At 50.5% G+C, this 15,058-nt stretch carries 6 protein-coding genes; 3 read left to right on the plus strand and 3 right to left on the minus strand.

Features of this window, described 5'->3' with window-relative positions:
• Nucleotides 1-225 precede the first annotated feature (225 nt).
• From ovoA to pykF, 3 genes are all read right to left on the minus strand, one after another.
• Nucleotides 226-2,343, minus strand: coding sequence for a 5-histidylcysteine sulfoxide synthase (gene ovoA / locus DU002_RS11510; RefSeq protein ID WP_407642938.1), 2,118 nt, complete (start codon nucleotides 2,341-2,343; stop codon nucleotides 226-228).
• A 25-nt stretch (nucleotides 2,344-2,368) separates the two neighbouring features.
• The gene (locus tag DU002_RS11515) at nucleotides 2,369-3,565 is read right to left on the minus strand and encodes a hypothetical protein (protein WP_147271851.1); all 1,197 of its coding nucleotides are present in this window, start codon (nucleotides 3,563-3,565) and stop codon (nucleotides 2,369-2,371) included.
• 554 nt (nucleotides 3,566-4,119) lie between these two features.
• Nucleotides 4,120-5,526 (minus strand): pyruvate kinase PykF, encoded by a 1,407-nt coding sequence (gene pykF / locus DU002_RS11520; RefSeq protein ID WP_114338536.1) that lies wholly within the window; start codon nucleotides 5,524-5,526, stop codon nucleotides 4,120-4,122.
• Between the two features lie 414 nt (nucleotides 5,527-5,940).
• Between pykF and recC the strand changes: the two genes are divergently transcribed.
• Genes recC through recD form a run of 3 tightly spaced genes read left to right on the plus strand, consistent with a single transcriptional unit; the run spans nucleotide 5,941 to nucleotide 14,917 of the window.
• Nucleotides 5,941-9,327 carry an exodeoxyribonuclease V subunit gamma gene (gene recC / locus DU002_RS11525; protein WP_114338537.1) on the plus strand — a complete coding sequence of 1,129 codons (3,387 nt, stop codon included), beginning with the start codon at nucleotides 5,941-5,943 and terminating at the stop codon, nucleotides 9,325-9,327.
• A 2-nt stretch (nucleotides 9,328-9,329) separates the two neighbouring features.
• On the plus strand, nucleotides 9,330-13,058 hold the full coding sequence (gene recB / locus DU002_RS11530; RefSeq protein ID WP_114338538.1) for an exodeoxyribonuclease V subunit beta: 3,729 nt from the start codon (nucleotides 9,330-9,332) through the stop codon (nucleotides 13,056-13,058).
• Nucleotides 13,055-14,917, plus strand: a complete 1,863-nt coding sequence (recD, locus tag DU002_RS11535) for an exodeoxyribonuclease V subunit alpha (RefSeq protein WP_114338539.1) — start codon at nucleotides 13,055-13,057, stop codon at nucleotides 14,915-14,917. Before recB ends, recD begins: the two co-directional genes overlap by 4 nt.
• Nucleotides 14,918-15,058: the final 141 nt, after the last annotated feature.

The following is a 15,058-nucleotide window of genomic DNA, read 5'->3' on the forward strand; positions in this document are numbered from 1 at the left end:
GGCTAGTTGAATTGGTTTTTGTGGGATTAGTCATTATCACAACGTTATGTCGCGATCGCCGACAACGAAACTGATAAAAGTTAAACTGAGTTTAGTGTTCGCCGATGCGGAAACGGAAAGCAAACTGCTCATTCCGTTAAGAACCTGAATTTATGTCGAGCCCCCTCCAAGGAGAGAGGGCGCGAACGTGGGGCTCAACTTTGTCGGTAATAACCTTGTCACTATCTACCTTTTACGCCAAATCGTCATTTCGGCTGTAGCGTAAATTGCCCGGCGCTTGTTTTGCGGCAGAACAAAAGGCAACGACTTCACCGATACGAGTTCAAATTTCGGGATCAGCAGCTCAGTGAGTCCATCTAGTGTGGTAAAGTTCTCGCCGTTGACCTTTATGCCACCAAGCCAATACTGTTTGTTGGTAAACGTTTCCTGCCAATCGTAGGTTGATGTGATCACCAGATACCCTTTGTCGTTCAAGCGCTCCCACATCTGTTCAAGAAAACGAGCGGGCTGATTAAGCCGGTCGATTAAGTTATTTGCTAGTACCAAATCGTAGCCGCTAAAGCGGGGCTTAAGGTTGCATGGATCGCCCTGAATAAAGTTGATTTTATGTTTATCTTGCTCATAGCCAAGGGTGTGCAGGTCAATGGTGTTAAACGCGACCAGCTCTCCTTCGGTTTGACTGGTGTAGCGTTTCTCTCCCTGTTCGAGCAGGGCGTAGCCTTGTTGAATATTGCGCGCGGTGAAGTCGATGGCGTCAACTTGGGCTGCATGTTTGGCGAGCTCGAAGCTGGCGCGCCCGACACCACAACCAATGTCTAACACCTTGGCTTCCGGTTTTGGCGTGATCTCCTCGAGAAGCAGTTTCACTGTGTTGACCTGAAAGTTGGGGACTCCAGTCGGTGGCTTGCCAAAATGCGCTTCGAGTTGGCAAGTGATCTCCATATCGGTTTCATAGTTATGCACGGGAGCCTGCACAGGCTCGGCTTGTTGCGCGCGAATATATCGAAAACCGGCATGTTGGAAGAAGTGGCGGCGAAATGCGTAACGGGCACTTTTCAGCGCTTCATTGCCGGTGGATATCCAGCTTCCGCCTTTGAATAGGTTATGTTTCCCGTCAAAAGTGGGTGTGGAGAAGTCATCATATAGTGGATGCACTTCAAAGCCGGTGTAGCCATCGATAGGGGATTCGGTCCATTGCCATACGTTGCCGATAATGTCGTAAAAACCTGCTGTTTCAAATTTGTCGATAGGGCAGCTGGAAGCGAAGTATTCTAGGTTAATATTGCCGGGCGCTTCTTGCCACGTGGGGAGATCCGTGGATATCAGCTCACGTAGGCAATACCACTCTGCCTCAGAGGGTAAGCGAATGGTTTCTCCGGTAGATTTTGCCTTCCAATTGCAAAAAGCTTTGGCTTCCAGATAGTTTACCTCTACCGGCCAATTCGCCGGCAGTGGGATCTCTTCGATTAAGTTACGCTGGTAGTATTGGCCATTCTTTCTTAACCAGAAGCGGGGCATCTCGGCGCGGGAGAAGCGTAGCCAAGCCTGTCCTTCTTCCGTCCAATAGTCAGGTGCTTGATAGCCCCCTGCGTTAATGAAATCGATAAACTCCCGATTGGAAACCAGATAGGTAGCGGCATCGAAAGCTTCGACTTCCGTGACTTGTTCCCCATACTCGTTGTCCCAGCCATAAGTAAGGTCTTCAAGTTTTTTGCCCTTAACTATGGTTTGTGTGCTCACCGCTTTTAGGTGATTGCTTGGCGCATCACCATGATAGGGGCAAGCTTGCCAGCGAGGATCTTGCTGCAAATATTCTAACGGCAACATGCGCATGATCACCGAAGAAGTTTCAAGGTGAATACGCTCATGCTCACAGCCCATCAGTATCACCCAAGCAAGTGAATCCTGTTGAATTGGCAGTGACAACGGCATCTGATCGATCAGGCTTTCAATCGTACTGGCGACTTTGCCACGATAGGCTCTAACTTCGTCAGCACTGGGCCATTCATAGTGACGACTGTCTAGGTCATCCCAACTCATCTCGTCGACGCCGATAGCGCATAGGCTTTCCAGCCGCGGATCGATACGATGATCTAGAAACTTACCCAGTATTAACTTGTTGACGAAAAAAACGGCGGTATGGCCAAAGTAGAAAATTAGCGGGTGGCGCAGTGGCTCAGGCCGCAGGAAGAAAGCTTTGTCTTGAGCAATCAGCTCGAATAGTGACTCGTAGGTTGACCAGGTATTCTGAAAGTAAGCCTTTAATTCGGCACGCTTTGCTTCGGGATCTTCGCCCGTTAACAGAGGCGTTTTCATCTGGCTGATACGGTTCTGCTGACTCATGTTTACTAACCTTGTTCGGTTTACTTTAAGAAGCGAAGTGCTTGTTTGCTGGCTTGCTGGGTGATGCGCCTTTGGTATCTGCTGGTCGCTTTGACTCATAGAAATCGATGACGGCTTGCTTAAGCTCTGAGCCAATATCCTGCTCTTCTGAACTGCTCTTGTTGTTCGCCACTGTGTGGTCGCTTTGTGCCAGCCAAATCATCTGCCCTAGCCAATCATTTTGTTTGAATAGTGACAGCGCGCCTCCCGGGAATGTAGCGCTACCGTAAAGCGAATCAGGCAGGTCCCGCGACGGATATATCTGCTGATTATCGCCGCTTCTGCCGATAGGCATGAGCGCTCCTTTTTGTCGTGAATGTAGGACATCAACGACGTTGGCCAGCGCGTAGACCACGTTTAAATGAGGACTAAAATATCGGCTGGCGGCACCGATACGATGTTCGATACGAGCGGTTTTACGCCAGTCTTGATGTGTCGTTAATGTATTCTGCTGTGCATCTACCAAGAGTGCCTCTACACCCATTGGTTGGTTGTGTTTTCCCCACTGACGATAGAGTGCGATGCTGCCTTGATGGCCCCCAGATAAGTTATCCGGTGAGCTAAGTTCATCTGTCAGGCCGTAGACGGTTTTTAACTTCAGGCGCTCATAGGCTTCCTCTTCCGGCAAAAAGATACAGCAGCAGTCGTAGCTAGTTTGTAGCATTCGATGCTGGATCTGTTCTGCCAGTGGGCCATCCGCCATTAAGTTATCGCCGTTGCTATCGAGTAAACTGAGGTTTAGCTGTACCGCGTTAGGAATATGGATATCACGGTTTTTGTCGGTAAAAATCGCCTTACTGCCGGTGGCAAGTGACCCTTTGTCGCCGGCCCAGATCACCGGACGGATGTATACATCCTGCGCACCAAATTGTTTAAGTAGTGAGGGTAAAATCTGCATCGCTTTTTCAAGATTATTGGCTTCTGTCAGTGGCGATTGGCCTTCAAACAACGACACATACTCCCACTGATTCTGCCAATATTCAGGTTTCAGCTCGGCTTGAAGATTCAGCTTGGCCATCGCCTGATTAATCGCGCTGAAGTTGAGTTGTTTGTTGCCCATCTTGGCGCTGGGTTTGAAACCGCCCTCCAATTCAAAGTGGACGACAGGGGTAAAGCCATAGCTGCGCACCTTGGTGTCCAGCAGCGTCAAAGCTTTTCTTGCTAACCTGCTTATCCGTTCCAAATGGGTATTCCCTTGCTGAGCTTTTGCTGTGATGGCTGTTATACGGTGCGAAACACCACTTCCGATCTCAAAGACCTGAGAAATAGCGGATTAATTTCGCTAAATTTTCCTTGTAAACAAAAGTGTAGATGGCAATTGTTGCAGTTGCTTGAATCAAACAAGGTTATAACGGGCTGTGCAGAGAAGGGAGGTGGAGAGATAAATTTTACGTATCTGCCTTAGCCTGTTTTGCTTTTGGGAAAATGAGAAGAGGGGGAGCTGAGCTCTGGTTTTGTATCTAAATCATCATTTAGCAGCAGCCAGCGAGAAGAACCCTCACTCCCTTGGTGGGGGAGCAAAATAGGGAGCGAAGGCTTGACGATGTTCCGCCGGTGGCATGTTTTTCTCTTAGCCTCTTCTCCTTGGGGAGAAGATTGAGATGAGGGGTCTTTTGCTTTGAGCTGTCGGTTTGTAGAGCGTTGCAGGGTATTGGCGATTTTCGGTGCAAATCACAAGCAACAAAAAAGGCGCCAAAGGCGCCTTTTTCAAGTTTACAGCTAGCTAATGCAAAACGATTAGATAGTGTGAACAGAGATAGTGTTAGTGGTACCAACAAGGGCGCCCGCTACAACAACGATTGCGTCGCCAGCTTTTGCCAAACCGTACTGAACCGCTTTCTCTTTCGCGCGAGTGTAGATGCAGTCGCTGTTTTCGAAGTCTTCAACAACAGAAGCGCTAACGCCTTTAGTCAGGCACAGGTGCTGTGCAGTTTTTGCATTGCTAGTCATTGCCAGAATTTGTGCTTCTGGGAAGTACTTACGCACAGACTTAACTGATTTACCTTCGTTAGTGCAAACAACGATAGCTTTTGCATCCAAGTTGCGTGCCGTTGCAACAGCTGACTTACACAGAGATTCGGTGATGCGCAGCGCACCCACTTCTTCTGGCAACTCACGTTGTACAGGAGGCATCGCGTTATCAGTGCGCTCACAGATTTGAGCCATGATAGCAACGGTTTCTGCTGGGTATTTACCTTTAGCAGATTCACCTGACAACATAACCGCGTCAGTACCATCAAGGATGGCGTTGGCAACGTCGCCCGCTTCTGCGCGAGTTGGACGTGGGTTCTTGATCATTGAATCAAGCATCTGAGTGGCAGTGATAACCGGCTTACGTGCAATAACACACTTATCGATCATCATCTTCTGCGCGAAGATAACTTCTTCAACGGCGATTTCAACACCCAGGTCACCACGAGCAACCATGATGCCGTCAGAAGCAGCCAGAATACCGTCGAAGTTATCAACGCCTTCCTGGTTTTCGATTTTTGACAGGATCTTGATGTCGCTACCGCCGTTGGCATTCAGCAGGTCACGGATTTCAACAACGTCAGATTGACGACGGATGAAAGAAGCCGCAACGAAGTCAACACCTTGCTGACAACCCCAAACCAAGTCACCTTTGTCTTTCTCAGACAGGGCAGGCAGGTTAACGCTAACGCCCGGCAGGTTAACGCCTTTCTTGTTACCCAGCTCACCAGTGTTTTCAACACGGCAGATTACGTCGTTACCGCTGATTTCAGTGACAGTCAGTTGGATAAGGCCGTCGTCCAGCAATACGGTATTGCCAACACTCAGGTCTTTTGCGAAATCTTCGTAAGTCACAGCAACACGAGTGTTGTCGCCAGTGATGCTTTGGTCTGTAGTCAGAGTGAAAGTTTGACCCGCTTCCAGGATCACATCACCGTCAGCCAGGTTCATGGTACGGATTTCAGGACCTTTAGTGTCGAGAAGGACTGCGACTTTCTGACCCAGTTCGGCAGATACTTCGCGAACCGCATTGATACGTGCGCCGTGCTCATCGTAATCACCGTGGGAGAAGTTCAAACGCATTACGTTCATGCCTGCTTTAACAAGCTTGGTAAGCATCTCTTTAGATTCTGACGCTGGTCCAATAGTACAAACTATCTTGGTCTTTCTCATTTCAAAGCCTCTGTAGTCTTAGCAACTAAGGTTAGATTTAGGTATCTCAAAATTGCGCGATACCCTATCACTTTTTGTAAAAAATGCACTGATTTCCTGAGAGATATCTCACATTGCAGCTATTTACATGAGCGTGATCAAATATTGTTAACGTGGCAAGACAATAGTGTAGTCGTTTCCGTCGTAAATGCAGATCAGACGACTAGGTTGTTTGGTTGAATAGTGTTCAATCAGATAGCTGTCTGACTTTAGTGGGAATTTTCAATCTGCTGGAAAACACGACACGCGTCATAATAACGCTAATAGCATCCCTCATGTTGCTGGTTTAGCATGTAGCGTTGCGAGAATTATCGGTTTTTTTGTAACAATTGAACTGAGACTGTTTAGGCTGATGTTTCTACCAAGGGGTAGTGAGTGCTGACCGTTTATCCTGCCAATCGATTAGAAGACCTGGCGCTGCTAGTGCAAGCTGTTTTGGCGCAGCGGCAAGGTGGTGTGCTGCAGCCCGATACAGTTTTGGTTGAAAGTAAGGGGATGCAGCATTGGCTTAACCTTGAACTGGCTAGCAGTCAGGGTATTTCGATGAATCTCGAATTCCCCATGCCCTCACGTTTCATTTGGGATTTGGCACGAAATCTGTTGGGGCAGGAGAGTGTTCCTAAGCAATCGAATTACCGCCGTGAGGTATTGGCCTGGCGTCTGGATCAATTGCTAGCGTCTGCGGAGTTTTTGCAGCTTGCTGAAGCGGAGCAAGCCACCCACTACTGGTTGGGTGAGACTGGCCAGCCCGATCGCTTAAAGCGTTTTCAGTTGGCGACCAAGTTGGCTGATATCTTCGAGCAGTACATGATGTTCCGCCCAGATTGGTTAATGAAATGGCAGGCGGGGGAGTCAGCAATCGTTGATGCTCTGGTTGCTAGCCAAGGGCAACATACCGAGCGCTGGCAGCGCTGGTTATGGTGTGCGCTTGTGGCGCAGGAGCCCAATCATCCGGTACATCTGCAGCAGTTAGCGATAGAAGCGATACCCGCCAACGTCTCTAAGCTACCAAAGCAAGTGCTGATCTTTGCCATCAATACGTTAGCACCGCAGACCTTGGCATTTTTTGAAGCGTTAGCGGAACATACTCAAGTGCACCTGTTTCACCTTAATCCCTGCGTCACCTTTTGGGGTGATCTGAAGAGCGATAAGCTGCTGGCAAAACAGCAGCGCGAGCAGCAGGTGCTGTCATGGACGGATGAGCAAAGTGATTTAGGCAACCCGTTGTTAGCCAATCTCGGCCAACAGGGTAAAGAGTTCTTCAATGCTTTGCAGGGAGTGAAAAGTTATGAGATCAGTGCGTTTGATGAACCAGCTAACAAAACAGAAAGAGAAATTACAGCTTCTGTATTGAACTGTGTGCAGCGCGATATCTTGCTGTTGCAGGATGCTCGTGCTGCCGAAGTACCTCCTCGTTTTGTCGATGACTCTGTGGTTATCAGTACAGCCCACAGTGCGCTGCGTGAGGTACAGACGCTACACGATTACCTGTTGCATCAATTTCAGAACAAGCCCGATCTTAAGCCGCAAGATGTGTTAGTGATGTGCCCAGCGATCGAGGATTACGCGCCCTATATCGATGCTGTGTTTCGACGCCCTTGGGACAAAGCGGATGGCAGCGCTAGCCCAAAACTGCCCTGTTCAATTGCTGATAGAACACTGCTTGATGCCGAACCATTGATTGCCGTGTTCTGTGAGTTGCTGCAGCTACCCGACAGTCGTTTTGAAGTCAGTAAGATCCTTGACTATTTGCGCTTACCTGCATTACAGGCAAAATTTGGCTTTAGCCATGATGAACTGACGTTAGTTGAATGGTGGCTAAAAGAGGCCGCGATCCATTGGGGGCGCGATCAAGAACATAAACGCACGATCACTCAGCAGGACGCAAGCAGCGAGACCTATACCTGGCAGTGGGGCCTCAGTCGTTTGTTATTGGGATTTGCCCAAGGCGATAGTTTCTATATCGATCGAAATTCAGCTGGCGGTGATGAAGGTCAGCGATGTCGACTGCTGTTACCCCATGTTGAAGGGCAGCAAGCGGTATTGCTTGGCCGCCTGATGCAGTTATTGGAGCGTTTACAGTGGCACACGGCGGAACTGCTGAAATCACGCACAGCAGAACAGTGGCAAGTGTATCTATTGGGACTAAAAGAGAGCTTTTTTGCCCCCGACGCCAGTAATGAACAGGACGCCAGCGACCTTATTTCGCAGGTGATTAATAGTCTGGCGGAATACACGGCGCAAGCGGACTATGGCGATAAAATTGAGTTGGCAGTGATCCGCCACTACCTTAATCACCATTTTACCCAGCCGGATGGTGGTAACCATTTTCTGACCGGACAGATCACTTTCTGCTCTATGGTACCGATGCGGAGTATCCCGTTTAAGGTGATCGCGGTGCTGGGATTAAACGATGGCCAGTTTCCAAGACAAAGTACGCCTCTGAGTTTTGACCTGATGTCGCAGCAGCCCCGCCGCAGCGGAGATCGTTCGCGTCGTGGTGACGATAGATACCTGTTTCTGGAAGCGTTGATCTCCGCTCGTGAAACTCTCTATTTAAGTTATCAGGGGCGGAATATTCGTAACAATAGCGAACGCCAACCCAGTTTGATCTTAAAAGAGCTGATGGACTACCTAGAGCGAGGGTATGGTTGGCAGTTATTAGAGGCTGACGATGAAGCGCAAGGGCCTGCTGACCTGTTGCAGCAATCGTTGCACCCGTTTAGTCGAGACAGTTATCAGGGGCGTTTCCCCAGCTTTGATCCGGGATGGACACGACTGCAGCAACCGGGGGCGCTACGTGAAAATCAGTTACAACTGCCAGCGTTGGAGCTGCCAGTTGAACCGGTAGCGCTTTCTACCATTATTAAAGGCTTCGATAATCCGTTAAAGCAGTTCGCCGAACAGCGTCTGGCGTTGCGTTTTAATGAATTGGCGCTCGGCTTGGAAGATCCTGAACCTTTTGCCAGCGATTCGCTACAGGCCTATTTGATCCGGGAAGCGTTTGCCCAGCAGATGTTAGCCGGACAAAGCACCGAAGAGGTTAAGCTGCTGCATAGTTTAAGCGGTCACCTGCCTGAATCGCCGATCACCGATGCGCTGTTTGATGAATGGCAACAGCAAGCACAGCTCTACAGCGACAAATTGACGCAGTTTGGTGAGATCACCACCGAAGCGGTAAATATTGAGATCGACGGTATAACTTTGAGTGCGGACCTGTCGTGGCGTCAGCATGTTGATGATGCAAATTGCCCAGAGTTGTTGTTGGGACGGCCTGCCAGTCGCAAAGCCAAAGATGAGATAGGTTTGCGGCTACATCATCTTGTGGCGACGGTGGTAAGAGATCAGCCTTGCCAGAGCCGTGGTGTGTTTTTGCATACGCCAAATCGCGGTAAAAGCTGGAGTGCGCGGCAAGCAGTGTTCGCCGCGACGCTATCGCCGCAAGAGGCTAGAGCCGAGCTTTCTAACTGGCTAAGTTATTGGCAGCAGTCGTTAACAACGCCGAGTTTGTTACACGGCGGTTTGGGGAAAACCCTGTTTGGTAAAGCCAGCGCTGAACAGCCGCTTCCTGATGTTGAAGATCTGACCGTACAACAGTTATGGCGTAAAACCATTGCTGGTGATGACAACGTCCGTGGTCTTATGGCCGACGACTATTTTCAGTGGTTTTATCCGTTAGTCCCCCCTCTAGATGAGCGTGTAGTACGATCACTTGCCGATCTATATCTGCCGCTGTATCAGCAGTTGCAGGAGGTTAAGTAAGCATGAAGATGCTCAATGCCGCCACTTTACCCCTGCAGGGACGTCATCTCATTGAAGCTAGTGCCGGGACAGGAAAAACCTACAATATTACCCGGTTGTATCTGCGTTTGTTGCTGGAAAAGCAACTGACAGTACAGCAGATCCTAGTGATGACCTTTACCAAGGCGGCCACGGAAGAGCTCCGTGGCCGTATCGACAAAGAGTTGCGTAGCGCGGTTGAAAATTGGGGCGAGTTGGGAGCCAGCGATCCTTTCTTCGCTCATATGGAATCACTGTTTAGCCGCGAGCAAGCTCAGCAAATACTTAAGCCTGCGCTGCTGGAACTCGATGAAGCAGCAATCTTCACTATTCATAGCTTTTGCCGTCGAGCACTGCAGCAACAGGCATTTAGCAGTGGTATTCCTCTTGAAGTGGCGATGGAAGCAGATACCAGCGAACTGCTGATGGAAGCGGTGCGCGATTGGATCCGTTGTATTAATCATGATGCGGCGCGTTTTGGCTTGCTCGCTGCGGAAGGCTGGCATACACCAGAAGCTTTTTACGACAAATTTCGTTCCGCTTTGCATTCCACGAGTGAGGTGATCGCGCCTGTGGCAGAAGCGATGCAGCAAGCGTTTGCAGACGATATCGGTCCGCACTTTAATACGCTGTTTTTTGCCCGGAAACAGCAAGTGTTAGCTGAGTTGTTGCCCCATAAAACAACCGTGTTTGAATTGCTGGTATTGCCCCATAAACAGGCGGCCGAACGTGAAGCTGAGTGGGAAGAGCTGATCGCTTGGTTGGCGTGCGATGATGATACGCCGTGTCCGAAGGCGGCCGGTGACTTTATTAATGGTAATCGCTATCGCAAAGAGGAGCTCAAATCGGTCTTGGTACCGATTTTCGCGGCGTTTAAAGAGCTGCGAGGTAATTTTGATAAACAGCGGAAAAACTATCAGGGAACGTTCGAGAAGCAGTTAGGCAAAGTGCCTGCTTATCAGCTGGTAGTCGAGGGGATCCGGTCTGTTCGTCAACGCTTTGCTGACGCCAAGAAAACGCAGGCATTGATGGATTTTGACGATCTGATCACCCAGCTCAGTGTGCAGATCCAATCGGAACATGGTCAGCCCCTAATTGACGCGCTGCGCCAGCAATACCCGGTGGCGCTGGTCGATGAATTTCAGGACACAGATCCGCTGCAGTATGCGATTTTTGATCATCTTTATCCAAAAGGCGCTGAACAACATACGCTGCTAATGATTGGTGATCCGAAACAGGCTATTTATGCGTTCCGAGGCGGTGATATCTTCACCTATCTGCAGGCGCGCCAGGGGGCGGACTATCAATGGGTGATGGATACCAACTGGCGCTCGGTGCCGGAGGTGGTCACCGGCTATAACCGTTTGTTTTGGGGGCAGCCGCTGAGCCAGGAAATGCCGGAGGATCTGTTTGGCTACGACATTGGCTATGAGCGGGTGAATCATACCGTCAAAGCCAAAGCGAATAGTACGCCGCTGGTCGATCCTATCGCAGACCGGCACGCACTGAATTACCTTTGGCTACCCGAGTCGGCGCTGGCAACGGTGAGCGATGAAGAAGACGAGAAGGGCGTTGATCGCGAGTCTACCTCGCATAAAGTCAGCGCAGCAGATCTTCAACAAGCGATGGCAGAGCACTGCGTTAGCGAGATTGTCCGCTTACTTCAGCAGGCGCGATTGGGTAACGAGCCGGTCAAAGAGCAAGCGATCGCTGTTTTGGTGCGTCGGGGTGCGGAAGCCGCGCTTATGCGTCAAGCGCTCGCTGACGCGGGCTATCCTTCGGTCTATCTTAGCGATAAGGAGGATATCTACAGTTCAACGGAAGCGCGTGAGCTATTGCGTGTGTTAGAAGGGCTGTTGGAGTGTGAAAACGATGCCTTGCTGACAGCGGCGCTTTCTACTTATTTGATGGGCGGTACTGCCGAACAATTAGCGAAGTATCGCGATCCCGATCATGAACTGTTGTGGGAACAGCAGCGGCAACGGGCGTTGCTACTTCGGCAATTGTGGCTGGAGCGAGGCTGTATGGCGATGCTGATGCAGCTTATTCACCATGATTATCAACCCGCACCGGATAATCATGAGCGGGCGTTGACCAACATGCTGCACCTGGCGGAGCTGCTGCAGCAAGCTTCTCGCCGTCATAAACACCCACAGCAGCTACTGAAGTGGTTTAAAGAGCAGTGTCAGCACCAGTCAGCAAACGAAGAGTCGCAGCTGAGGTTGGAGAGCGACGCCAACCTGATCCGCATTGTCACCATGCATGGATCGAAAGGGTTGGAATACCCCATCGTGTTTATTCCGTTTGCCAGTCATTATAAAGATCCTGCGCGTTTTGGTCAGACTCTGTATGACTATTTTGAATATCACGATGTCGATACTCAGGCGCAAGTGCGCCTGGTGGGGCAAACCGACGAGGCCATTCGCCAAACCACTGCGGAAGGCGAAGCTGAGTCAATCCGTTTACTTTATGTGGCCGTCACCCGTGCTGCCCATCGTTGTTATCTTGGTGTCGTGCCATTTAAAAACAGTGCCCGGTCACCCTTGGGGTTGGCGCTGAAGATTAAGGATAACGACGAGTGGCCAGACAAACTAAACGAGTTAAGTCAAAGCAGTGATGGCTCCAGTCAGCTAATCATTTTGGATTGCCCAGACAATAGCGTTGAGCTGGAACTGGCTGTGCAGCCATCGCCGTTACCTGATTTGCCTGCGATCACCTTTTCCGCCAATGTTGATGATAATTGGTCCTTGAGTTCGTTCTCTGCCTTGGTGCGCAATGCCGCTCATGTCAGGCAAGAGAGTAAAGAGCGTGCCGACAATGATGACGTGGTGTTAGCAGAGCCAACACCTGCCTTATCAGGAGAGCTGCCACTGCGCTTTACTCTGCGTAAAGGTGCGGATGCTGGTAATTTGCTCCACGATATTTTGGAGCACACTGACTTTTCTCAGCCTCATTGGGAATGGTCAATGGAAGCGCCGATCCAACGGTTTGGCCGTTTAGATGATAACCAGCATGAAGCTTTGCGAGATTGGCTGATTGAATGCCTGCACGCTGAGCTTCCCTCTCTGGTTAATCAAGAGTCATTTACTTTAGCTGATTTGAGCTGGCCACAAACCCTGCGTGAGTCCGAGTTCTATTTTCCGATGGCGAAGGTGTCACTATCTCAGATCGCGCGATGTTTACAACAACATCGCGGTTGGAGCGCGCCAATTACCCTGCCGGGGCGGGAGGTGCTGGCGGGTATGATGCATGGATTTATTGACCTGATCTTTGAGTATCAAGGGCGCTACTATGTCGCTGATTACAAATCGACGCATTTAGGAGAGTCTCTGGCGGATTACTGTAGCGACGCACTGATGCAGAATAACCAGGCCCATTTCTATGACCTGCAGTACCTCATCTACAGCGTGGCATTACATCGCTATTTGCAGGTGCGATTACCTGATTATGATCCAGCAAGCCATATTGGCGGTGTGTACTACCTGTACCTAAGAGGGATGAGTCCTGATGCGCCGACGGGCATGCCGTTTGCTGGTGTGTTTAGTTGTCGAGTGGATACGTCGTTGCTGTTACAACTAGACGCCGTGTTTGCTGACCAAGCACTGGCGGCAGCGAATGAAGCAACGGCTAAGCCTGTGGCATCACCGAGCGCCGAGACAATGCCGCAACAAGGTGAGTTGTTCTCTTTTGATGATGAAGGAGGGCAAGCATGAGTTACAGCAACAGTGAACAGTGCCAACAGCAATTGGCTGATATCGAGGCGATCGATTACTTTTTCGCTCAGCAAATGAGTTTGGAGCTTGCGCCGCAACCGCCGGAGTTGCTATTTCATCTGTTACTGGCGTTGCAGTGGGCGCTGCGCCAAGGTCACAGCTGCTTGCCGTTATCTCAGGTGGCCAACAAGTTGTTTTGGGATGACAGAGAAGCGGATAAAAAAGGCTATCTGTTTCCATCGCAAGATCGACTGACTGATTGTTTGGCTACGATATCGTGTGCGCCGGCTGCTAACAAAGGCGTGGTCTATGATGCTGAGACCGGTCTGCTCTATATTCGTCGTTATTGGCTATTTGAAGGGGAAGTGGCGGCAGCGCTGCAGAGTAAGTTGCAATTGTCGCCTTTATCTGGCCAGCAACAAGCCCGGCTGACAGAGTTATTACCGCAGCTGTTTCCGGTGGCATCAGCTGCATCGTTGGCGGAGCCAGATTGGCAACAGGTTGCGGTGGCCAATGCCATGGGGCGCAAACTGAGTATCATTTCGGGCGGCCCCGGTACAGGTAAAACCTATACCGTGACGCGCTTATTGGCGGCACTACAAGCGGCTCATGAATGTCAGTTACAGATCCAGATGGCCGCGCCCACTGGCAAGGCCGCCCAACGGTTAAAAGAATCTATCGCAGATGCTAAATGCGACATGCTTAAACAAGGTATCGATGCGGCTATTGTTGATGCTATCCCTGAACAAGCTGCGACACTGCACCGTTTATTAGGCTACCGCCCGCAGAGCCTAGATTTAAAATTTAATCGCGAACAGCCGCTGCGCTGTGATCTGCTGCTCATCGATGAAGTGTCGATGATTGATCTGCCGATGATGGCGCGGGTGCTGCGTGCCTTACCCGACGACGCTACTCTTGTATTACTCGGTGATGCTGAACAGCTGCCCTCGGTGGAGGTGGGACGGGTAATGGCCGATCTTACTTGTGCCGAGCACCCCGGTTATTCTCCGCAGGCTGCGGCGCAGATAAGTGAGCTGTGTGGTCAGCAGATGCCCACGGCGATTAATGCTAACTATGATCACCTGACTTTGCTGACCCAAAGTCGCCGTTTTGGTGGCGAGATCGGTGTGTTTGCCAAAGAGGTGATCAAAGCAGACATTGACGCGACAACGAAGCGGTTAATGGATCGCTGTGTCCAGCAAATAAGCTTTCAACATAATGATGCCAACCAGCTTAGTTACATCAACGCAGCCATGGTCGAAGAGTGGTTACCACTGGCCAGCGCCCACTATTTCTTAGATATCGCGCGTGCGTTAACGCTGGATGCAGCATTTGCCGCGTTAGCCAGATTTCGCGTTCTGGTACCAACACGAGTCGGTGATCGTGGTGTCGAGCAATTGAACGTGCGCATTGAGCAGTGGCTGGCGCAGCGCAACGGACGTATTAAGCCCGAGCAGCACTATGCTGGGCGCCCTGTGATGGTGACCCAGAACAGCTATAGCACCGGTCTGTTCAATGGTGATGTCGGCCTGATCTGGCCGATGGAAGATGGCCGCTTAGCTGCGTGGTTTGAGCAGGAAGATCTGGGGTATAAACGGATCAGCCTGGCGCGCTTGCCGCAAGTCGAAACTGTGTATGCAATGACGATCCACAAAACCCAAGGCTCAGAGTTTGCTCATGTGGCTCTATTGCTACCCGAGCAGGAGAGTCCGCTACTCACACCCGAACTGCTCTATACCGGTCTGACCCGCGCTAAGCAGCATCTCTATGTGGCTGGCGGCCAACATATCTGGCGCGCCGCGCTGGCACAAAAAAGTGAACGTTATTCCGGGCTGGCGGAGCGGATGCAGGATAAATAGCGTTATTTCGGTATTTGCCTCCGCAAGTGGCGGCAATAATGAATCGGTCGCTATCAGTACACCTACCGCAGATGTGTGGCATGTTGGTATGCGTGCTTATAGAGCCTATTGCGGTGTCACCCTGAAAGTGCGTTATTAGGC

It is taken from the genome of Corallincola holothuriorum (assembly GCF_003336225.1).
Taxonomy (GTDB): domain Bacteria; phylum Pseudomonadota; class Gammaproteobacteria; order Enterobacterales; family Neiellaceae; genus Corallincola; species Corallincola holothuriorum.

Excerpts from the sequence above, each read along its gene's own strand:
- pykF (WP_114338536.1), bottom strand. The coding sequence starts at position 5,526 with ATGAGAAAGACCAAGATAGTTTGTACTATTGGACCAGCGTCAGAATCT.
- recB (WP_114338538.1), top strand. The coding sequence starts at position 9,330 with ATGAAGATGCTCAATGCCGCCACTTTACCCCTGCAGGGACGTCATCTC.
- ovoA (WP_407642938.1), bottom strand. The coding sequence starts at position 2,343 with ATGAGTCAGCAGAACCGTATCAGCCAGATGAAAACGCCTCTGTTAACG.
- recD (WP_114338539.1), top strand. The coding sequence starts at position 13,055 with ATGAGTTACAGCAACAGTGAACAGTGCCAACAGCAATTGGCTGATATC.